The following is a 20417-nucleotide window of genomic DNA, read 5'->3' as shown; positions in this document are numbered from 1 at the left end:
TGGCATAGCGTTCAAAGCCACCTTCGGCAAATGTTGTCTGTCTCATGGTATTTATGATTCAATGGAAAATAAGCTTATATTACCGTTTCTGAATCAGTGCTCGGGGACTTAATCAGAGATTCCTTAAGATGATATGCCATGAATTTTTCCTTAAATAAATCCATCACATCCTGATCTGAAAGTAACCAAAGTTCAGGCGGCATATTTTCAAAATTCATCTTGAATTTTCGTAAATGAACAATGTGCTTCTCGTTGCGATAATTTATATGCAGAATTTTTGCATCGTCTGACAATTCATATTCGAATAAGTCAAAAAAGTCTTCACCCTGAGATATTTTCAATTTCATCGCTTTTTTGATTTTTAATGTCTTAAGTACGTGCTTCAAAATTGCACATTTGCTGTAACAAGATTACCTAGTGGGTAAAATTGAAATACTTGGGAAGATTCGGGAGATTTACTCATTAAAATTGGACCATCATCGCATATACAAAATAATTCCTCCCAGTATTCACATAAATGAAAAAAAGAGAGTTCAATCATGCATTTTTTCGATTGGATTAACATTAATCTAGTCTCGCCAGTCCACCCTGAATTAACCCGAATTAAGTCTAACACCTCATGAAAGCGGCTTGGCTCATTGTATGGCTCAAGCCATCGCCCAATGTTTTTCCAATTAGTCGAATATAGCCACGAGCTTTTCGGTAATTTATGAAAGTCCGAAACGTCATATTGAAAGCGTGAATTCCAGATTTCTTGGGTTTCATTTAACTCAAGGCTATACAAATCTTTTATTTTTTCTGCATCAGCCAAATCGATGTCTGAAAAGAAAATTGCTAGAGAAGAGTTGAGAATATTTTTCATGTCAGTTGCTGATCAGCTTGGCTCGCAAAGATATAGCCATCATATTTTTCCTTGAAAACGATCTACAGGTTTTTACAAGCTACGACAAAAATCTTCACCCCGGCATCCCCAAATACAACTCCTCCACCTTGACCCGTGCCCACGGTGTCTTGCGCAAAAACTTCAAACTGGATTTGATGCTGGGGTCGCTCTTGAAGCAGTTGATGTCTATCATCTGTCCCATTTGCTCCCAGCCATAATACGCGACGAGTTGTTCGAGGATTTTTTCGAGGGTGATGCCGTTGAGGCTGCGGGGGGCTGGTGTGTTCATGCTGGTGCTCATGTCGGTGATCTTGTTCAGATTCACGTTGGTTCTTCGGTAATACGGATGATATCACCGGGGCTGCGCGGGTGGTATCAGGCGGGGCGGTACCAGCGCAGGCTGTAGGGCAATTGCCATGCAGGCACGCGGCCCGGGGCCTGGCGGTCTATCAGGAGCCAGGCTGAGGTGATCAGCATGAAGGGGAAGTGGGCGGGGCCGGCTGCGGTGGCGGCCAGCATCCAGGCCCAGCAGGTGCCGCCGCACCAGACGGCGGCTTGCAGGCCATAGCGCAGGCTGTCGCGGTCAGCCTGCCAGCCAAAGGCGGCGAGGCGGGGGCGGCTGTGACAGCGGTTCAGGCAGTATTGTTTGGCGGGGCTGATTTGCCATAGCAGGGCAAGTGCCAGCAACATGGCAAAGCACCAGCGCATGTCGCCTATGGCCAGGCGCAGCAGCAGTGAGGCCAGCATGATGAATGCGCCAGCCAGGCTCCATATCAGTAAATAGGCGATGGCAAACAGCAGCAAGGCGCGCAGGCGGCGGCGCGCCAGGCTGCGTTGCCACAGGTAAGTCACTTCTTGTGCGAGCAGGGGTGACATCATGGCCAGCAGCATCAGCAGCCAGTTGGCCATCATGGTGGGCCTTGAATTGGTGTGCCAGACAAAGACCAGGCGATCGCCGATATTGGCGAGATAAGCCAGGTCTATGTTGGCAAGGCTGCCGCAGTACTCTGGCACACGCACGCCAAATTGCAGCGTAGCCAAACCCAGCCAGCCCGCCAGGCTGATCAACAGCAGGGGGCGGGGGCAGCTCAGCAGGGCCGCACGCAAGATGGCGAACAACATGGCTAGTAGGCTTTTGCAGTTCGCTACAAGCTTTCGCGGAACACGCTGACGCGTTCTACCGTGATGTCGTGCTCAGGCTTGACGGTATTGCGTGCTACGAATTGCACTTGCAGGGTATCGCTGAGCTGGCTTTCATCAAGTTGCAGGTTATCGACGATGCTGGTGATTTCAAACACCTGGGTGATGCCTGCACCGCCATGTGGGCTGTCTGTCTTGCTGGCGTCGGATACACCAAACAACGACAGCACGCCGACCTTGTTTTCAGGATGGTCTTGCGGGTTGTCACCATTGGGCACATTCACATAGACGTAGAAGACGGCTGCATCATTTTTACCGCGTATGTTTTCGAGGTTCAAAAAGACGCGGTCTGGTTCCTTGGGCGTGGTGCTGAACAGTTTGACGTTGTCGAAGCTGTTATTGACTTTGTCAGCGCTGGCTTTGTCCAGCGTCACCCTGGTTTGTGAAACGCCGCCTGCCAGTTTGATGGTGCTGGCATTGGCACCCAATAATTCTGTCGCCACCTGGCCTCCTGCGGATTTGATATCCAGAAAATTCACCATAGGCGCATCGCTCAGGAGACGCAAACCTGTCAGCCTGACTTTTTTGCGCGTGCTGCCAGCCAGCGGGTCGCTGGTGTCCTGATAAGTGTAGTTCAATGGCGCTGCAGTGGTATCAAGCATTTGTGATGCAGTGAAGGTGATGCCTTCGCCATCGGCGTCAGGCACGATGAACTTGCGGTCAACCGGGCCTTTGAGCCAGGTCTCCTGATCGGGGTCAAGATTGTGCGGGTCGCGCTTGCGCCAGACTTCCCACAGGCGGTCTATATTCGCATGGTGCAGCCAGAAGATGGGGTCCAGCGCGGCGGTGGCGGGGGTGGACATCAGGCCGTAGGCGGCTCGGTTGGTTGGATGTGCCGTATCGGCAGTGCCCCCCACCAGGCCATGCACGGTATTGTGCGGGTCAAACTCCAGATGACCGTTGACACCTTTGCCATGCCAAAATTCGGTTTCTGGCCCGCCAAAACCAGGATGACCACCTGTGTTGCCGCCGACGAAGGCATGGTCTTTCAGGGCATTCAGCGAGATATCTTCAGCCAGGATGATGAAGTTGCCGTCGCCATCACCATAGCGGGCTTCGACAAACAAATGATTGGGTGAGCCGTCCGGCATGGTTTTTTGCAGGAAAGCCGGTGGCACAGAGCGTGAATCGGGATCAAAATAATTCCAGTAAGGCAGCGCCCAGTCCGCCGGGCCACCAAGCTCAACCACGGCACTGCGCACGATGGCTTCAAATGATGCGAGGTAACCACGGTGCCAGGGCAAAAAATACCAGCTCTGATGCTGGCACTGATCCCAGAATCTGGCCCTGTCACTGTCTGAGGGCAGGGCCTCGCCACTACTGTAATAGCCATGGGCCGACCATAGCTCTTCATTAAAGCCATGCATGGCCGCCAGAAACCGCCAGCTGGTGCGCGATGCCAGCGGCCTTTCCTGCAGCTTGCCCACTGCCTTTGCATACCAGACCAGCGTATCGTTCCAGTCAGAATCCAGTTTTGATACGTCCTTGCGTTCAAATGTCATACATCCTCCTTGAGATGATCAGGTATGCAAAAATATTGCTATAAAATCTTGCAATATTATTCATTTATTGTCAATTGTTTATTCAAGAGGGATTGCTGCTGGGCAGTTGTATGGGCATTTGGGATGCAGTTGCTCTGCCGTCAAGCAGGACTTAGTGAGGAATTTGGACTTAGCCGGGAATTATCCGTATCGGCTGAGGGCACGCCATCTGATAACATCAATGTCAGGATAGAGCTCGGAAGCATTCAGCTTGTGACCAGCAACGGTGGCTACACCAACGCTCAGCCCGAGGTAGCTGGAGCTGAGTGCAACCGTGCTTGCGCAAGGAGTGGCCGATGCATACAGCGGTGGCTGCTATATACTGCTCTATGATCAAGAGATTGGTATCTCTGAAATCTTTAATGTGACTTGACAGCCTGGGCAAGTGCAACACTTTAGGCAGCCAGCCAAGCTGGCAAATGCGTTGTCTTGTCAAGCTTGATCGGTCTGATCCAGAAAGGAAAAGATATAAATATGAATATGAGTTGCAACACCAAACGAATCCGGTCGGCTGCAGTTTTGCTTGCTGCCATGACTTTGATGGCTATCAATTGCAGTATGGTGCAAGCCGCGGGTTCTGAGCGTTGGGACGCTGTCAGCAATACTGCTGCATCTATCACTGGCAATATTGAGTTTTCTCCTGTGCGCTTACGCTTCCAGGGAGGACAAACCTTGGAGTTGGCTCTGCAAGGAAAACAGAAGGGCTTTAAAGCCGACGGCGATGTGGTGCATGCACAGGTTTATAAAGTGCTGCAGCCCGTTGATCTGGTGCTGCAAAAAGGCAACCGTCTGTGCGGAGGCAAGATTGCTCGCCCAGTGCGCTGGGTTCTGGCCTGGACGCCAGAGGCCTTGCCGGGCGATTCGACACCGCTCGGCCTGGCTTTCTCGTCCGGCGAGACGGCTCCAACCACCAGCACGGGGGCGGATAGCTGCGGTACTTACAACTATGAGTTGGCAGCGCCAACCAAAGCCAAACGCTGAAGTGGTGCCGTTCATCCTGTGTTCTTTTTCAATTGTTGTCGAGCGCCCTCTTGTTCATGGACGCAAGTCTGTTGATCAGACTTTCAACACCACTTGCATTGATCTGGGCGGCAAAAGCAGCGCCGTACAGGCGGGACAGCCAGGAGTCGAGGATTTTTATATCGATAATCTTCCAGCCATTGTTCGTTATTCCCAAGCGGTATTTAATTTCTATGGGTTCGTCAGTTTGATCCTGGTTCTGGATTTCGGTATAGACTTCGAGGTCAATCTCGTGCCCTTCTCTGAGGCGCGATTTTTGTTTGATGGTAGCATTTGCCTTCACGCGTGATATGGCACCTGCATATAAGCGCGCGACTCGAACTTTAAATTCTTCTTGCAGACGAAATAGCTGCTCGGGTGTTGGCGCTCGGTAGTTGCGACCTAAAGTACTGGAGGTCATCCGCTCAATGTTAAGCCCGCTCATGAGCTTGGCTTCGACCAGTGCGCTTAGCTTGCTGGTATCTCCTGCCTTGATGGCTTCATCTGAATTGATGGTATCCAGGATATCAGCTGACATTTCCCTGATCAAACCTTCAGGGGAGGAAGTATCGTAAGCATGTGCTGCACCCTGGGTACTTAGGGCCAGGATAAACGTTACAGGTATAAGAAGTTGCTTTAGCATGGGGCCCGATGCCCTTGTGTTATAAAGATGCAGCTTATTATAGAACAGCCTGGACACTGACCTGAGCATTTGCTTTTACGGTAGATGCAGAGGGCCAGCAAGTCGGGCGCAATTCAAGTATTTTGCTGCGTTCGATAGCGTGGCAGGAAGCAAAATGCTTCCTTTTCGTAGGTCTGTAGTAAACTTTATCGCTATGCTTACTCAACATAATATTTTGCATCGGAATCCAGCGGCGGCATGTCGCCGTCAATTGAGCTCTGATTAAGGAAGCGCTCTGACTACTCTCGTTATTTAATGATGAAAAAAACTATCTTGGCGGGCAGCTTGCTCGCACTGCTTCTTTTACAGTCTACTACTGGTCAGGCGGCGGCCGATCAGAAGCATAGGACCAGTGTCGAGCTTCCATTGTTGCGCGTCATTACCAGCCCTAGGTCTTGTCCCACAAGCTGGATTAATGGGTTTTCGAGCAACTGGCTCGGTAGTGGCGCCTCCAATTATTACAAAGAGGCGCCTGGCTTCATGGGGAAGCTGGAGGACTATGCCGTCATTCATCCTTACTTCTTGCGTGCTACAGGTAATCAGTTGCGCGTGTCTTGCGAAAGACCATACGAAATGGAGGCCAATCCAGAACTTGATGTCCGTATCACCAGCCTAGTCTATACGGCAGATCAGCCTTATGCGACGGTTTTTCCGGTACAAGACGTGCTGCAACTGCGTACGCAGATCACCGCAGCAAGCCTGCCCGCGAACCTGACGGGCTCCTTTGACTGGAGGCAACCAATCCCGGTCTGGAAATGGACACAGGATGCGGCGATCGCCGATACCGATGTGAACCGCAATTCATTGAAAGCTACGGTGGAATCTACCTGGCAGTCACTGCAAGCGATGGCGGGCGGGGATTCTGGTGTCAAATGGCTTAATGTCGTGCGTACTACGTCGTCCGACTTCATTCGTGCCAGCGAGTTGCGTGGGCAAAGCTATCGTGCGCTTGATACGCTGGTCGATGTCGCTACCCATCTCAAGATGCCCGGCGACGAAGATCCAGAGGTGTATTTCGCCAAAGCTGCAAAACGCGGTGACCGTTATGCTGGCGCGGGTATGGTCTATGATGCGCCCAGTAATCATCCACCGGTTAAACGCCTGGCAGACGGCAGGCTCCCACCACGTTTGCGTCTGGTTCCATTGTCTGAGTTTGGCGAACTTCGCATGGAACTGATGGCCAATGGCCGTCTCGCCCGCATGACTAATCGGCATGGGGCATCACTCATCCACTTTCGCAGTAATTACTATGACGGTAACCGCGGTGCGCCCGACAGCGACTTCTTTATCTGCGATATCTGGTTCCGCTTAAACGAGCAGCAGCAATGGGAGGTGGCTGCTGTCTATCCAGAAACCGGCCACACACGTAATATGCATAATGTGACTCTGGATGAAATGATCAAGCGATTGCCTTACTAGAATTTATTTGAATAAAGGACTTACACAAAACTGTCCCGGCAGCGTTGGGGATTCTGCAGTTAGTAAAATTCTCTGCCAAAGTATGGCCGTCGTTGCAGACACCTTGTTGGGACAATTTTGTTGCAACTGTTACAGTTCTCACAAGCTTTCGCGTTCGCGCCTTCTGCTAAGATTATGGGTTCGGAATTCTTTTGATCAGACCCATGAAATTTAATATTCGATCTGCTCCTTTGCTCTGCATACTGGCGTTTTCAGTCTCTTCGGTTTATGCACAAGGGCCGCGCCTGGCACTGTTGCAGCCCCTTAATGGTAGCGTCGAACTGCGTTTGGTCAACCCGGTGGACAAGTCTGCTTTCAGCCTGTATTCGAACCCGACAGCACCGAGTGTGGTTGTCTGGCGCACCGACCGACCTGAAGCCTGGGCCGTGGGCAAACAAGGTATCCATCAATTGCGTTACCAGTCTAAACCAGCAGAAACCAATACGGTCGGCGAAGCGCCGCCAGTTGGTGTCACACCGATTGATGGTTGGCTGGGTAAGGACGGTAACCAGTTGCAAGTCGTGGCTACAACTGGCAAGGGAAAAACCTTGCAATGCGCCCTGTACGAGCCGTCCAAAGAAGGGCGCTGGCGCAAGCTCGACAAACCAGCGGCAAAATCGGCTACGGGTGATGAAGACTGCAGCAGCTTCATGAGCAAACTGCGGCCTGCCACTGGCTCAGTGTCTACTGCCTTCCTGATGGCGCGCGGGCAGTGCGCAACAGCAGGTAGCATCTGTGACGCACAGGATGACCCAAAGCATGAGCAAGCCGGCAAGGCATTATTGAAGGCCGACAAAAATTTTGAAACAGCAGCATTTGCCGATCCTGGTGCTACGCCTTACTACCTGGGCTTCGGTACAATGATGGGCGATACGCCGCACCTTGCGGCCCCCGCTTTTGTTGTCAAGCGGGCTGACGGTCAATTGCAACAGCCTGCGCTCAAGACACCACCCTATCTACAAGTCACGATGCTGGGCAATCTTGCCCTGGTTGCCGGTGAGCTGGAAGGTGTTGATCCACAGGTGGTCGATCTCAAGACCGGCCATGTGATCTACAGCGCTAAAGGAGCTACGGCTGCAGTCTGGTTGCCCTTGCAACCATGATGTCAGGTAACGCTTTGCAACTGATTTGATATCAGGGATATTCAGTCGATCTGAGTGCCAATGGCGCGATGTGATTGGTCATCTGCATGAGTACCCGCAGTATTCTCAATTTCTCAATTTGGAGTGTTGTCCATGTTAAAAAATATTTTTGGTTTTGCAACAGTGCCTTGTCTGGTTGCTGGTGTGATGATGGTCGATGTTGCCCATGCTGCGCCGCCTGCCCAGCCGGCTGATGTACGTGAATTTGTTGTTCGCCGTGACACCTGCGATCACCTGCGCGGCGAGGATCCGGGTGAAGGTAAAAACAGGGCGGCTTTTGACGCCAGAATTGACAAGGCCTGCAAGGGGAGTGATGCGCAACTAGCAGCGCTAAAGCGCAAGTACAAGGCCGACAAGACGGTAATGTCACTCCTGTCTGCTTACGATGCCCAGATCGAGTGACACAAGGTCTGTGGCTCAAGTCAGGCGCATGAGTGGCGGAGTGTGGCTATGGCTCGCCATGCGATAGAGGCGGTTGGGTGGCATTGACTAGATTGCACAAGAGTAGTTGTGTATCTCTTCTTGCGGCTGGCTTTCATAGATCGCCTTGCCAAGCACGACAGGTGTGCTGGCGGGCTGCGCGATGCCATTCTTGATCGCGACAATTTCTGCCATGATGGACAGGGCAATTTCTGCCGGAGTCTTGCTACCTATGTACAGGCCCGCTGGGCCATGCAGGGCCTGCAAGGCAGATTCCGGGATATCGAAATGGACGTGCAGGCGTTCGCGTCTTTGCTGGCTGTTGCGGCGTGAGCCGATGGCGCCTACATAGAAGGCATTTGATTGCAGGGCATCGATGAGTGCAAGGTCATCAAGCTTGGGGTCGTGGGTGAGGGCGATGACGGCGGTGCGGTTGTCGGGTTGCAGGCGCAGTATCAGGTCGTCCGGCATTTCTTCGCTGACGACTACTCCTGGCAATTGCCAGCTGGCGCGGTATTCTTCACGCGGGTCGCAGACGATGACGGCAAAACCCAGGCTCAGTGCAAACTGGCAAAGGTAACGCGACAGGTCACTGGCACCGATGACGATGATGCGGGCTTGCGGGCCAAGGTAAGTGATGAGCCTGTGATCATCCAGCCGCGGCATGCCGTCGTACTTGCCTGCCTGCAGTTGGGCATGGCCGGTCTGCAAATCCAGCGTGCGCTCTACGCTACGGCGCTGTTCGCAAGCGAGCAGCAATTCATCAAGGCGGCTGTGCGCAGAGACAGGTTCCAGCACCAGTTCTACCGTGCCACCACAGGGCAGACCAAAGCGGTGCGCCTGGTCGGCGGAGATGCCATAGCGTAGCACCAGCGGCAGGTTGCCCGTGCAGACGGCCTGCACGCCTTCTTCCCGGATGCGGTGGATAAGATCATCTTCTATGCAGCCACCCGATACCGAGCCCACGGTTTCACCGCGCCCGTTGATCGCCATCAGCGACCCTGGCGGGCGTGGTGAAGAACCCCAGGTGCGTGCCACCGTGACGAGGATGACTTGCAAGTCCTGCGTGTGCCAGTTCAGCGCAGTGCGCAGGACCAGGGTATCGAGATCTTCCATTGCTTTGACTTTTACTGAGTTGACCTTAACTGATTTAAGCTTAATGGAGCTTAACCAGCCTTGAATGGCAGTTCACGCCAGCGCTTGCCACCTGCCCTGGCAACGGCATTCGCAAATGCCGGGGCCAAGGCTGGCAAGCCAGGTTCACCCATGCCGGTAGGTGCATCTGCACTAGGCACGATGTGCACGGCAACCTGCGGCATGTCGGTAATGCGTGGCACGACAAAATCACCGAAGTTACTTTGCTCGACCACACCATCCTTGAGCGTGATGGCAGCACCCGGCAGGCACATCGACAAGCCCATCAGTGCCGCACCCTGGACCTGTGCTTCCACCGTTTTGGGATTGACCGCCAGATTACAATGCACGCCAGCCGTGACCTTGTGCAATTTGGGCTGGCCATTTTTGATGGATGCTTCTACCACATAGGCAACGATGGACGAGAAGGATTCATGCACAGCGACACCATAGGCACGCCCTGCAGGCAATTTCTTTTTGCCGTAGCCAGATTTTTCTACTGCCAGTTCCAGGGCTGCCTTATGACGTGGATGCTTGTCGCCCATCAGTTTCAGGCGATAGGCAACCGGGTCTTGCTTGGTGGTTTCGGCAATTTCATCGAGCAGGGTCTCCATCACAAAGGCGGTATGGGTAGAGCCCACACTGCGCCACCACAAGACCGGCACATTGATTTTTGGGTGATGGACAGACAGGCGCATCGGCATGTCATACGGTTCTTTCATGCCTTCCACGGCGGTTGCATCGACGCCATTCTTGACCATCATGCCTTCGAACGGCGTGCCGCTGACGATGGACTGGCCGACGATGACATGGTCCCAGCCGAGGATATTGCCCTGCGCATCAAAACCGATGTCGGCCCTGTGCACATGCATGGGGCGGTAGTAGCCACCCTTGACGTCATCTTCACGGCTCCACAGCGTGCGCACCGGCGCATCGAGGCCAGCGGCGACTGCTGCCTTGGTGACATTGCAGGCTTCCACCACATAATCGCTGGTAGGAATGGCACGACGACCAAAACCGCCACCGGCCATCTGGGTGTGGACAGCGATGTTTTCTGGCTTCAAACCCAGCGCGGCGGATGCGGCAAAGCCATCCAGACCAGGCATTTGTGTGCCTACCCACAATTCTGCCTTGTCGCCTTTGATGGAGACTGTGCAGTTCAATGGCTCCATTGGGGTATGGGCGAGGTAAGGGAAGCTGAACTCTGCATTCAGTTTGTGCGGCGCGGTGGCGATTTTTGATACATCGTCGTTGTACTTCAATGCGCCTTGCTGCTTGGCCAATTCTTTGTAACTGGCCAGTTGTTTTACGCTATCGACTTTTTCTACGCTGCCCAGATCCCATTCCAGCTTCAGAACGTCGCGCGCTTGCTTGGCTGGCCAGTAGCCTGTGGCAATAATGGCCACGCCTTCGCCACCGCGATCCACCGGTACGCGTACCACGGCCTTGACACCCTTGATGGCTTTGGCGGCACTATCATCGACAGACTTGAGTTTGGCGCCAAATACCGGCGGACGCGCGACAACAGCTGTCAGCATGCCAGGCAAGTGCATATCAATTCCAAAGTCCTGGGTACCAGTTGATTTGGCTTTGGCATCCAGGCGGCCTGTGGGTTTGCCGATCAGGCGGAAGCTTTTTGGGTCTTTCAACACGACTTTTTCTGGCACCGGCAATTTCATGGCCGCTTCAGCCAGTTCGCCATACGTCAGTTTTTTGCCGCCTGGACCAAAGACCACGCCTTTTTCTGTACGCAGGCCAGAGGCATCGACACCCCATTGCGTTGCCGCAGCCTGTACCAGCATGGCACGGGTGCGTGCACCCAGCTCACGGTACTGGGTATAAGAATGGGCGATGGTATTCGAGCCACCTGTCAAATGCATGCCATATGCCGGATCGGCATAGGCGGGGTGATTACTACCATTGGCATACTTGACCTTGCTCCAGTCGGCATCGAGCTCTTCTGCCAGTATCAGGGGCAGGGCGGTTTGCACGCCCTGGCCAAATTCCAGGCGGTTAATCGTTACTGTGACCGTGCCATCCTTGGCAATCTGGACAAAGGCACCCGGTTGCTCGGTCGGTTTCAAACCGGCGGGTGCCTTGGCTGCGGCGTCCTGGCCTATCGCCAGCATGGGGTAGCAACCCAGGGCAAAGCCGCCGGCAGTTGCCATCTTCAAGAAGCTGCGGCGGCTCAGGCCGGCTGCGCTGGTTTCGGGGCTGGTGGATTGCAACAGGGATTGCAAATGGCGTGGCAGTTCATTCAAACGGGCTTCAAAATGCATGGTGGTTCTCCTGATCAGGCCAAGGTGGATGCGGCGTCATGAATGGCGGCGCGGATACGGACGTAAGTACCACAGCGGCAGATATTGCCCGCCATGGCGCTGTCGATGTCGGCATCGCTGGGCTTCTTGTTGGTTTTGAGCAGGGCGGTAGCGCTCATGATCTGACCGCTCTGGCAGTAACCACATTGGGCCACGTCATGCTTGACCCAGGCAGCCTGCACGGCCTTGCCGACCTTGTCCTGGCTCATGGCTTCTATGGTGGTGATTTTTTGGCCCGCAACGGCAGAGATAGGTGTCACGCAAGAGCGTATCGCCTGGCCGTTCAAATGCACGGTGCAGGCACCGCACAAGGCGGCACCGCAGCCAAACTTGGTACCGGTCAGGCCCAGTGTATCGCGCAGGGCCCACAGCACAGGCGTGTCGGGCGCGACATCGACGCTGGTATTCTTGCCATTAATAGTTGAGTTGATCATGAAAACCTCCAAAATGGGGTGACGATATGTGGTTGATGCCGGCGTGGTGCCGGGTTAGTGCCAGGTTAATGGCGGCGGCCATGCCCATGTACAGGTAGCCGCTGCAAAATCTTAATTGACGGCTATTGTCAGCTCTCCCGCCAATAAAGCGTTTGCCTGATTCGACGTATTTCTTGCCTATTTCGATGAATGCCCGGCAGAAATTGAAATCCCCACCCTGAAAATGGTAGGCTAACGATAGTTCAAAAACCTACAGTTAAAAAATCTAACCTCGTCACATGCAGACCTCACACCAGACCGCCGCCTATCCATCATCCAGCCCCTCCCTGGCTGACATGGTCGGCAACATCATTCAGGCAGACGGCGACTGTACCACCCAGGTACCAGGCTTGATCATGGTCAGGCGTAGTAAGGTCACCGACCCCATGCCCTGTTTCTATGGCCTGGGCTTGGGTGTTACCGTGCAAGGCAGCAAGCGCGTGAACCTGGGGGAAGAGGTATTTGATTATGTGCCAGGACAATCCCTGGTCACCTCAGTCGATTTGCCGGTGGTGTCTTATGTGACCACTGCCAGCAGCACGCAACCATTTCTGGGCATGTACCTGACACTTGATGCCCATACCATCACCCAGTGCGCCGCTGGCATGACATTCGCTGCACCGCTCAAGGCCGCATCCTCGCTGGCGATGTCTGTCGTGAATATGGACGAGGGTTTGCTTGACGCCATCACCCGCCTGGTACGCCTGCTTGATGAACCGCAACTCATCCCCTTGCTGGCCCCGCTGATACAGCAAGAGATCATCGTCCGCCTGCTCAATGGCGAGCATGGCCCGGTCTTGCGCCACCTGGTCACCGCTGGCTCAACGGGCCAGCAAATTGCCCGCGTCATCGCCTGGCTCAAGCAGAATTACACCGAGGACGTTGCCATTGATGAACTGGCCAGCAAGGCCCACATGAGCGCCTCCACCTTCAGGCTGCACTTCCGCACCGTGGCAGGCATGAGCCCCTTGCAATACCTGAAACACCTGCGCCTGCAAAACGCCCGCCAGATCATGCTCATTGAAGACATCGACGCCAGCAGTGCAGCATTAAGAGTGGGCTATGAAAGCGCCTCACAGTTTAGCCGTGAATACACACGGCTGTTTGGTGAACCGCCATTGCGCGATATCAGGCGTATGCGCATGGCGATGTGAGGGGCAGAGCTGGGCAATTAATTTAGCCAGCCCGGCTTCATGCGGTTTATAGAACGATAGCCACATTTGCGGGTGCGCTGCATGTATCTTGAATGCATGCAGCGCAAGAGATCGCAGCCTGCGTCTTTTCTTCAACCTTGACTTGGCTTGGTCATGCGTTTTTCCAGCTCCAGGGCGTCGTTTTCTCTGCCTGTTTGCCGGTATAGGAAGGCCAGGTTGGTGAGTGCGCGCACGGTAGTTGGATGATTTTTGCCAAATGCTTTTTCCAGTATAGACAAAGAGCGCAGACACAAGGTTTGCGCCTCTGCATATTTGCTTTGATTGGCATAGAGTGCTGCGAGATTGTTTAAACTCAACGCTACATCTGTATGCTCGGGACCGAGTGTGTTTTCCCTGATTGTCAAAGCGCGTTTGCATACAGGCTCAGCTTCAGTATACTTATTTTGCTCACGATACAACTCAGCCAGATTATTTAATATTGATGCGACTGAGGGATGATCAGGCCCAAGTGCTTTCTCCGTAATACGTAATGAACGTATATATAAGGGTTCGGCATCTGCATATTTGCCTTGCTCTTCAAAAGATAAAGCCAGGTTGCTCAGAGTGACAGCTACCGTGGGATGTTCAGTACCAAATATTTTTTCTTTTATTGCCAGTGAGCGTTTATATAACCGCTCTGCTTCCGCGTGCTTGCCCTGCATCCTGAGCACCTCTGCGAGATTGTTGAGTCCTGTGGCTACATATGTGTCGGACGAGCCAAGCGCTTTTTCCCAGATTGACAATGCCCGTTCAAATAAAGATTGTGCTTCTACGTATTTTCCCAGCGTTTTATAGAGAGATGCAATATTGTTGAGACTTTGGGCAACGTCAGGATGAGCAGCGCCAAGTGCTTTTTCCCGTACGGCCAACGAACTCAAATATAGGGGTTCAGCAAGCGCATATTTGCCTTGCATTCTGTACAGCTCTGCCAGATTGTTCTGGCCTGTTGCTATATCAGTACTTTCTTTGCCCTTCATCTCTCTAATTGCCAGTGAACGTATAAATAAGGGCTCAGCCTCACTGTACTTACCCTGGATTTTGTATAGTTCAGCAAGATTATTCAGACATGCCGCTACTTCAACATGGGATGGACCCAATTTTTTTTCTGCGATTGCCAGGCTGCGTTTAAATAAAGGTTCGGCTTCAGCATACCTACCCTGATTTGTGTATAACGTAGCAAGATTGCTTAAACTGACGGCAACATCAAAATGATCAAGCCCACGCTTTTCTGCAAGTGTTAAAGCTTTCTCGGCTGTCGTTACAGCATCAGCATAATTCCCTTGTTGAGCAAGTGACGCGGCTTTAGTGTTAAGGCTTACCCATTCATTGTTTTGGGCAATTGCAGATGCAGCCGTGACGAAAGTGAGTGAAAATAATGCTGCGCTTAGATAATGTTTCATCTGATTCTTGTATGAGTGTAAATGCCGGGGGAAATTACATACCGTATTGGCAAGTGTGCCCATAGGGATTTATTGGGGCCATGTGATTTTAGATAAATTGCCGATATCGCAATGAAAAATTATACTCGATTGATGTACTCTGAGACCTTGTCTTGAGACGATAATTCATCTTGGACCAGGGTTTGTCGCCCCTGAGTGATGAATGCAATGGTGTATTTGTCGCAATTGTGTGGATTGCGATAAACTAGTGACTACGAGCGAAAATAGGGTGGTGGTTTCGCGTGCCGACCCATATACTCAAACGATTGCGAGCAGGAAAATTCACGACAGCGAGTAAAAAATGAACCCAGATCAAGCTTTGCCAGGTTTTCGTCTCGTCGGCGCAGGCACGACTTTTCAGTCGCGTGATATCTGCGATATGGTCTCTGAATCGCAACTGTTTGCCGACCTTGACTGGAAAGACATTGAGGCCCTGGCGGCCTATCTGCAATGCTATGAAGTCTCGGCAGGCACGACCATCTTCAGGGAGGGCGAAGCCGGTTCCTACATGGGCCTGCTGGTCAAGGGCGAAGTCGGGATACTCAAGACTGATCTCGACGGCACGCCGCACCGCATCGTCTCGGTAGGCCACGGCAAGACCATAGGCGAGATGTCCATCATCGATGGCGAAAAACGCTCCGCCACCTGCCTCGCCTCACAAACCAGTATCCTGCTCCTGCTGACCAAGGACAATTACCAGCGCATCATCCGCGAAAAGCCAGCACTGGCAGTACAAATCCTGGCACGGCTGGCCAAACTCATGAGCCAGCGCCTGCGCAGTGTGAGCGGGCAACTGGTGGAGTTTTTGTGAAAGGGAGTGAGTTTGCCTCACTGGCCTGGTTCAGTAGGCATGATGGCCTGTTGCAGCGGTAACCAGGACATCGGCGACAGTATGCGATAGCTTTTGACATGCCCGGCTTGCTCGGTCATGATGATTTGTGATGTGTCCGAGTCATGCGTGGAAAAGTTCATGACCTGGCCACTTCTGGCTGGTAGCAGTAGCAGCAATTGATCGACCAGCAGGCCCAGCAGGATGTTGTTCAGTTTGACGATCAGGATACGGTTATCCTTGCTTGCTGTGGTTGCTATCGTTGTGTTGAGTGCCTGTAAATCCCATAGAGGGAGTGACTGGTTTTTCCAGTTGAAGCTTCCTATTTGTGCCGGGCTTGTCGTGTTAATGCGGTCAACATCTACAGGTACATCGACGATCTCCTCCAGCCAGTGCAAGGCAATGGCAAAGGGGGTTCCAGCCTGGATAACGACAAAGGTTTCACTGGAGAGTTTCGTGTTTTTTTTCTGCGTTTCGTCGATCACACTTAAAGAACTCATGGGACAGCTCTTTACCAGTGCCGCACCATCGACCAGAAAAATCGTCTGATCATCAACCTCATTGCAGATGCCCGTCAATAGGGAATTGACAGGATAACCAGCACTCGCAGGTGATTGAATTTTATCGGCGTAGACGCGCTTGATTGCCTGAATTTCATCCACAGGCAGGCCTACGCATTGACTATTGCTGCTGACAATAACCAGGAGTTTGGCAAGCGACTTCGTCGTTCCAGCCGGATTAATCTCCAGTGTCTCCAGCGTGGCCAGCACAGGGACATCCCTTTCGCGCCACTTGGCGATGCCCAGCCCCTCACTGTCTGAGCCCAGGATGTTTTGTACGTGCGGCATGGGCACCACGGCGGCAACGCTGCTGGCGTCTATTGCGATTATTCTGTTCTGCAATTCAAAAAATGCATAAGAATCTGCCGCAGCATCACGGTGTTTGGCATCTTCGATTTCAAGGTCTTTGTTATTGCCTGACTCAATACCGACGGAAGATGCTACCCAGGTATTGCACAATGCAATCAAGGCAGGTACATCGAGTAGCCCACATGCGGTTTCTGGATGATCTTCTGGACCAGAGTTGCCCAATTTCTTTGGTACTAACACTGTGCTATGGAACAGCTCATGCTCAACTACATGATGAACATGCTGCTGAATGGCCGTGCTCTTTATTTTTTGTAATCCATGAACAGCATGTATGCCTACTGCCACAGTATGGCCGGCGTGATTCAGAATGAGCACTTGCGAGAATGCCTGTTGAGCGTTTCCCGGCCAGGGCAGCCAGCGGCGCAAGTCTATGAGCGGAATTGCCTCATGACCGAAAATGAACAATCCTTCAATGGCATGATCCCGTCGCGGCAAGACTTGAAGATTCTCTTGTCGCGGAACCGCTTGCACCACATTGTCAAGGCGCACGCCAAATTGCAGGCCGTTGAGCTCACAAAAGACAAAACTGAAATACGAGTCAGGCTCAACACTCAGCGGCGGCATTGCTAAACTCGCTCGGCAGTCTGGTTAAGCTGATTGAGAATGTTGGAGACATTTCTTGTTGCAGTCACTTGTTCGCTTGTCGCTGAATGAATAATTTCAATAGAGCTGGCAGTGTCACGCATGGAAGCCATGATCTTCACAAATGAGTCACTGACTTGTTCTGACAGGCGGCTACCCTCATCAACCCTGCCTACCGTCTGAGTAATCAGGTTCGCGATTTCTCTTGCTGCCAGGGTCGATTTTTCAGCCAGTTTTCGCACTTCGTCTGCGACAACAGAGAAACCCAGGCCCTGTTCGCCTGCTCTGGCAGCCTCAATGGCAGCATTAAATGCGAGCAGATTTGTTTGACGGGCAATGTCGGCAATGGTGTTGATAATTTCGTTAATGTCTTTTGACGATTGCTGTATGGCTTTGATGGCGTCTTGAGAGCGCTTCAATATGCTCATCCCGTCTTCTGCTCTTTCCTGCGTTTTTTCAGCCAGGTCAGTCGATTGTTCAGTGCTGTTCGAGATACTGTCGATGGACGCAGAAAGCTCGTCGAGTATCTTTGCGATACCATCGACTTTTTCTGAGATTTCCTTTTCGCGATAGACTTGCTCAGTGATATCGACTGCGTACTTGACGACTTTGTAAGGCTTTTTGTGAAGGTCAAGTATGGGATTATAGGTCGCCTGTATCCACACTTCAGCATCGTGTTTGCCAACACGCTTAAAACGGCCACTCTTGTAATGACCATCAGAAAGATCAGCCCAAAAATTACGGTAAGCGGCAGATTTAACAAGATCAGGCTCGCAAAACATCTTGTGATGCTGATCAACTATTTCTGTGCTGGTATAGCCCATCACACGCAAGAAATTATTATTCGCGTTCAGGACATTGCCCTGCAGATCAAACTCAATGACAGCCTGCGAACGGTCTATCGCACTGAGCATCCCCTCGACTTCTGTCTGGTGCGCCCGCAGGGCCGTGATATCCGTCGCAAATTTAACCACTTTATAGGGTTTGCCCTCCGGGTCAAACACCGGGTTGTAGGAAGCCTGTATCCACACATCACGACCTTTTGCATTGACACGCCGATAGACGCCCGCATCAAATTCGCCACGCCCCAGGCGTTCCCAGAAAGAGAGGTATTCAGGCGAACCTGCTTCTTGACGTGTACAAAACATCCGGTGATGTTGTCCATTGACGTCATCAATGCCGTAGCCAAAGATGCTCAGAAAATTGTGATTGGCGTTGATGACTTTGCCATCAAGTGAAAATTCAATGACGGCCTGTACACGGTCAATGGCATCGATTTTCCCCTGGTACTCTGCATTCCTCAACTTGGATTCAGTAATGTCGGTGGCAAATTTGACTATCCTGCTTGGCTTGCCATCTTCTCCAAGCACAGGATTGTATGAGGCGTTCAACCAGACCGGTCGTTGTTCTTTGCCATAGCGCTTGAATTCACCAGAATAAGTAAGCCCGTCGCCAAGCTCACTCCAGAAGCTCGCATACTCAATGCTGTTGGCGTAGGCAGCGTCGCAAAAAATACGATGATGCTGGCCCTCGATTTCATCAAGCGTATATCCCATGGCCTTGAGGAACAGCTCGTTTGCGTACAGGATATTCCCGCCCAGATCAAACTCTATGATCGCCTGAATACGACTCAAGGCTTCAACCAGGGCGGTTTGGTGTGCAGAATCTAGTGCATTCATGGCAATTCGAACCCTTATCTTTAAAGTTAAGCGATCATACTGTGCGTTTCCATGAGGAAATTATTTCAATCATTAATCATTGTTGCAGATCATCGCGATGCAACATTGATTAACAATAGGCGGTTTTGCAGGACAAGGCAAAAAAGCCTGCATTTCTCAAAACCTACTCCTGCTGCTCCAGCCAATAGCGATTCATATCCTTGAAATCCCATTTTGAGGCGTTTTCATGGCCAGCAATTTTGTCCTGTGTTGACGGATGCGACAGATCAATCAATTCGGGTGGAATGTAAGTCATTGATTTTGAAGAGAAAAACAGTCTTACCTTGGGCGTGAGCAGTGATTTGTGCGCTTGTTGTTCGACAACGATGCCAAGACGCCCTGAAGTCATGCGAACCAAGGTGCCGACTGGGTAAATGCCTATACTCTTGACAAAGGCCTGAAACACCTTTTCATCCAGATGACCATTGCACCATTCCGCCATTCTGCGTAAGGACTCTGCAGGGCACCAACCGCTTTTATACGCGCGATCTGAGGTAATCGCATCATAGATATCGCAGATGGCGCCCATGCGGGCATATAAGCTGATCTCGTCGCCTTTTAGTCCATGGGGATATCCGGTGCCATCTATTTTTTCATGATGATGCAGACAAACTTCGAGAACGGTTTCATTGGTGATGCCCGCCTGAAGCAGAATCTGATGACCAGACTGCGGGTGAAGTTTCATGGCGACAAATTCTTCGTCAGTCAAACGCCCTGGTTTGTTCAAAATTGATTGATCCACCGCCATTTTGCCGATGTCATGCATCAGTCCTGCCATGCCAGCGTCACGGGTTTGCTCTTTGCTCAGCCCAAGCTGTTTCGCAAGGGCCACCATCAGGGCGCACACCGCCACCGAATGCATATACGTATAATCGTCAGTCGATTTAAGACGCGCCAGACCAATCAGTGCAGACGGATTGCGCATGATAGAAAGGGAAATCTCTTCGACCAGACTTTTGGCTTCAGAGACATCGACCGCTTTTCCCATGCGGGCCTCATTGAACATGGCAAAGACAGCTTCTCTTGATCGGCTGACTATACGGCTTGCACGCCCAAATTCTTCCTGCAAACTGGTGGACTTGATTTTTTGATCCTCACCCGAAGCACGCGTCTGCTGCGCTGCTGTCGAAGGACTGGTGTCCGAGGTTTTGGTATTATGCACGTGGCCGAGCTCTTCGATATCCTCGCCTTTGCTGGTATCTATCCACGCCTCTTTGATACTGCTTTCACGGATTTTTTTCAGGTCGTCGTCGTCAGAGACCGTAAATGACTTATGCCAAAAAGGGGTATCGATCCAGGAACCACAAAGTTCGTGGACATGCATTCCAGGACGCAATTGAGTGATACTGATTTTTTTAAGCATGACGGCACTACCTGTGAACTCTACTAGCCTGGTCTGGCAAACGCCAGGTCTGGATCGAACAAACTTTTGGCTTATGACAAATGAGTGTAACCGCAAATCCAAGGGAGGTGCAAT

The 20417-nt window shown here is 52.0% G+C and carries 18 protein-coding genes; 6 read left to right on the top strand and 12 right to left on the bottom strand.

Going from position 1 to position 20417, the window contains the following annotated elements; translation table 11 throughout:
• Nucleotides 1-382: 382 nt before the first annotated feature.
• The 4 genes from ACO0LN_RS28830 to ACO0LN_RS28815 all read right to left on the bottom strand — a co-directional run bounded on the left by ACO0LN_RS28830 (nt 383) and on the right by ACO0LN_RS28815 (nt 3585).
• Nucleotides 383-862, bottom strand: coding sequence for a DUF2947 family protein (locus ACO0LN_RS28830; RefSeq protein ID WP_422979950.1), 480 nt, complete (start codon nt 860-862; stop codon nt 383-385).
• Nucleotides 863-956: 94 nt separating this feature from the next.
• Nucleotides 957-1172 (bottom strand): VF530 family DNA-binding protein, encoded by a 216-nt coding sequence (locus ACO0LN_RS28825; protein ID WP_422979948.1) that lies wholly within the window; start codon nt 1170-1172, stop codon nt 957-959.
• An 86-nt stretch (nt 1173-1258) separates the two neighbouring features.
• Nucleotides 1259-2005, bottom strand: a complete 747-nt coding sequence (locus ACO0LN_RS28820) for a DUF2182 domain-containing protein (RefSeq protein WP_422979946.1) — start codon at nt 2003-2005, stop codon at nt 1259-1261.
• 23 nt (nt 2006-2028) lie between these two features.
• A complete protein-coding gene (locus ACO0LN_RS28815; protein WP_422979944.1) occupies nt 2029-3585 on the bottom strand; it encodes a tyrosinase family protein in 1557 nt (518 codons plus the stop codon).
• A 570-nt stretch (nt 3586-4155) separates the two neighbouring features.
• Here ACO0LN_RS28815 and ACO0LN_RS28810 point away from each other — a divergent pair.
• The gene (locus ACO0LN_RS28810; protein ID WP_422979942.1) at nt 4156-4605 is read left to right on the top strand and encodes a hypothetical protein; all 450 of its coding nucleotides are present in this window, start codon (nt 4156-4158) and stop codon (nt 4603-4605) included.
• Nucleotides 4606-4633: 28 nt separating this feature from the next.
• Here the strand turns inward: ACO0LN_RS28810 and ACO0LN_RS28805 are convergent, their stop codons facing one another.
• Nucleotides 4634-5266 (bottom strand): MlaC/ttg2D family ABC transporter substrate-binding protein, encoded by a 633-nt coding sequence (locus ACO0LN_RS28805; protein ID WP_422979940.1) that lies wholly within the window; start codon nt 5264-5266, stop codon nt 4634-4636.
• Nucleotides 5267-5785: 519 nt separating this feature from the next.
• On the opposite strand from ACO0LN_RS28805, the gene ACO0LN_RS28800 reads away from it, so the two are divergent.
• From ACO0LN_RS28800 to ACO0LN_RS28790, 3 genes are all read left to right on the top strand, one after another.
• The gene (locus tag ACO0LN_RS28800; protein ID WP_422979938.1) at nt 5786-6724 is read left to right on the top strand and encodes a hypothetical protein; all 939 of its coding nucleotides are present in this window, start codon (nt 5786-5788) and stop codon (nt 6722-6724) included.
• 203 nt (nt 6725-6927) lie between these two features.
• Complete coding sequence (locus ACO0LN_RS28795) at nt 6928-7866, top strand: hypothetical protein (protein WP_422979936.1); 939 nt, start codon at nt 6928-6930, stop codon at nt 7864-7866.
• A 132-nt stretch (nt 7867-7998) separates the two neighbouring features.
• Nucleotides 7999-8307: a hypothetical protein gene (locus tag ACO0LN_RS28790; RefSeq protein ID WP_422979934.1), complete on the top strand. Its 309-nt coding sequence runs from the start codon at nt 7999-8001 to the stop codon at nt 8305-8307.
• 87 nt (nt 8308-8394) lie between these two features.
• On the opposite strand, the gene ACO0LN_RS28785 is transcribed toward ACO0LN_RS28790, so the two are convergent.
• From ACO0LN_RS28785 to ACO0LN_RS28775, 3 genes are read right to left on the bottom strand one after another with little or no spacing between them, the layout of a single operon-like run.
• Complete coding sequence (locus ACO0LN_RS28785; protein ID WP_422979932.1) at nt 8395-9441, bottom strand: XdhC family protein; 1047 nt, start codon at nt 9439-9441, stop codon at nt 8395-8397.
• 50 nt (nt 9442-9491) lie between these two features.
• Nucleotides 9492-11738 carry a molybdopterin cofactor-binding domain-containing protein gene (locus ACO0LN_RS28780; protein ID WP_422979930.1) on the bottom strand — a complete coding sequence of 749 codons (2247 nt, stop codon included), beginning with the start codon at nt 11736-11738 and terminating at the stop codon, nt 9492-9494.
• Nucleotides 11739-11752: 14 nt separating this feature from the next.
• Nucleotides 11753-12211 carry a (2Fe-2S)-binding protein gene (locus ACO0LN_RS28775; RefSeq protein ID WP_110258299.1) on the bottom strand — a complete coding sequence of 153 codons (459 nt, stop codon included), beginning with the start codon at nt 12209-12211 and terminating at the stop codon, nt 11753-11755.
• Between the two features lie 278 nt (nt 12212-12489).
• On the opposite strand from ACO0LN_RS28775, the gene ACO0LN_RS28770 reads away from it, so the two are divergent.
• Nucleotides 12490-13404: an AraC family transcriptional regulator N-terminal domain-containing protein gene (locus ACO0LN_RS28770; RefSeq protein WP_422979927.1), complete on the top strand. Its 915-nt coding sequence runs from the start codon at nt 12490-12492 to the stop codon at nt 13402-13404.
• Between the two features lie 131 nt (nt 13405-13535).
• Here the strand turns inward: ACO0LN_RS28770 and ACO0LN_RS28765 are convergent, their stop codons facing one another.
• The gene (locus ACO0LN_RS28765) at nt 13536-14843 is read right to left on the bottom strand and encodes a tetratricopeptide repeat protein (protein ID WP_422979924.1); all 1308 of its coding nucleotides are present in this window, start codon (nt 14841-14843) and stop codon (nt 13536-13538) included.
• 340 nt (nt 14844-15183) lie between these two features.
• On the opposite strand from ACO0LN_RS28765, the gene ACO0LN_RS28760 reads away from it, so the two are divergent.
• Nucleotides 15184-15693, top strand: coding sequence for a Crp/Fnr family transcriptional regulator (locus ACO0LN_RS28760; protein WP_422979922.1), 510 nt, complete (start codon nt 15184-15186; stop codon nt 15691-15693).
• 17 nt (nt 15694-15710) lie between these two features.
• On the opposite strand, the gene ACO0LN_RS28755 is transcribed toward ACO0LN_RS28760, so the two are convergent.
• The 3 genes from ACO0LN_RS28755 to ACO0LN_RS28745 all read right to left on the bottom strand — a co-directional run bounded on the left by ACO0LN_RS28755 (nt 15711) and on the right by ACO0LN_RS28745 (nt 20303).
• Entirely contained in the window at nt 15711-17204 is a 1494-nt protein-coding gene (locus ACO0LN_RS28755; protein WP_422979920.1) for a chemotaxis protein CheW, read from the bottom strand.
• 2 nt (nt 17205-17206) lie between these two features.
• Nucleotides 17207-18901 carry a PAS domain S-box protein gene (locus ACO0LN_RS28750; protein ID WP_422979918.1) on the bottom strand — a complete coding sequence of 565 codons (1695 nt, stop codon included), beginning with the start codon at nt 18899-18901 and terminating at the stop codon, nt 17207-17209.
• A gap of 163 nt (nt 18902-19064) precedes the next feature.
• On the bottom strand, nt 19065-20303 hold the full coding sequence (locus tag ACO0LN_RS28745; protein ID WP_422979916.1) for an HD-GYP domain-containing protein: 1239 nt from the start codon (nt 20301-20303) through the stop codon (nt 19065-19067).
• Between the last annotated feature and the right edge of the window lie 114 nt (nt 20304-20417).

This window comes from Undibacterium sp. TC9W (assembly GCF_049339865.1).
Lineage (GTDB): Bacteria > Pseudomonadota > Gammaproteobacteria > Burkholderiales > Burkholderiaceae_D > Undibacterium.
Note: the sequence above shows the minus strand (reverse complement) of the source record. Positions and strands in the feature narration are given on the sequence as shown.

Bases quoted from the DNA above. Each gene is read 5' to 3' on its own strand.
- ACO0LN_RS28830 (WP_422979950.1), bottom strand. From the start codon at position 862: ATGAAAAATATTCTCAACTCTTCTCTAGCAATTTTCTTTTCAGACATC.
- ACO0LN_RS28825 (WP_422979948.1), bottom strand. From the start codon at position 1,172: ATGAACACACCAGCCCCCCGCAGCCTCAACGGCATCACCCTCGAAAAA.
- ACO0LN_RS28820 (WP_422979946.1), bottom strand. From the start codon at position 2,005: ATGTTGTTCGCCATCTTGCGTGCGGCCCTGCTGAGCTGCCCCCGCCCC.
- ACO0LN_RS28815 (WP_422979944.1), bottom strand. From the start codon at position 3,585: ATGACATTTGAACGCAAGGACGTATCAAAACTGGATTCTGACTGGAAC.
- ACO0LN_RS28810 (WP_422979942.1), top strand. From the start codon at position 4,156: ATGACTTTGATGGCTATCAATTGCAGTATGGTGCAAGCCGCGGGTTCT.
- ACO0LN_RS28805 (WP_422979940.1), bottom strand. From the start codon at position 5,266: ATGCTAAAGCAACTTCTTATACCTGTAACGTTTATCCTGGCCCTAAGT.
- ACO0LN_RS28800 (WP_422979938.1), top strand. From the start codon at position 5,786: ATGGGGAAGCTGGAGGACTATGCCGTCATTCATCCTTACTTCTTGCGT.
- ACO0LN_RS28795 (WP_422979936.1), top strand. From the start codon at position 6,928: ATGAAATTTAATATTCGATCTGCTCCTTTGCTCTGCATACTGGCGTTT.
- ACO0LN_RS28790 (WP_422979934.1), top strand. From the start codon at position 7,999: ATGTTAAAAAATATTTTTGGTTTTGCAACAGTGCCTTGTCTGGTTGCT.
- ACO0LN_RS28785 (WP_422979932.1), bottom strand. From the start codon at position 9,441: ATGGAAGATCTCGATACCCTGGTCCTGCGCACTGCGCTGAACTGGCAC.
- ACO0LN_RS28780 (WP_422979930.1), bottom strand. From the start codon at position 11,738: ATGCATTTTGAAGCCCGTTTGAATGAACTGCCACGCCATTTGCAATCC.
- ACO0LN_RS28775 (WP_110258299.1), bottom strand. From the start codon at position 12,211: ATGATCAACTCAACTATTAATGGCAAGAATACCAGCGTCGATGTCGCG.
- ACO0LN_RS28770 (WP_422979927.1), top strand. From the start codon at position 12,490: ATGCAGACCTCACACCAGACCGCCGCCTATCCATCATCCAGCCCCTCC.
- ACO0LN_RS28765 (WP_422979924.1), bottom strand. From the start codon at position 14,843: ATGAAACATTATCTAAGCGCAGCATTATTTTCACTCACTTTCGTCACG.
- ACO0LN_RS28760 (WP_422979922.1), top strand. From the start codon at position 15,184: ATGAACCCAGATCAAGCTTTGCCAGGTTTTCGTCTCGTCGGCGCAGGC.
- ACO0LN_RS28755 (WP_422979920.1), bottom strand. From the start codon at position 17,204: ATGCCGCCGCTGAGTGTTGAGCCTGACTCGTATTTCAGTTTTGTCTTT.
- ACO0LN_RS28750 (WP_422979918.1), bottom strand. From the start codon at position 18,901: ATGAATGCACTAGATTCTGCACACCAAACCGCCCTGGTTGAAGCCTTG.
- ACO0LN_RS28745 (WP_422979916.1), bottom strand. From the start codon at position 20,303: ATGCTTAAAAAAATCAGTATCACTCAATTGCGTCCTGGAATGCATGTC.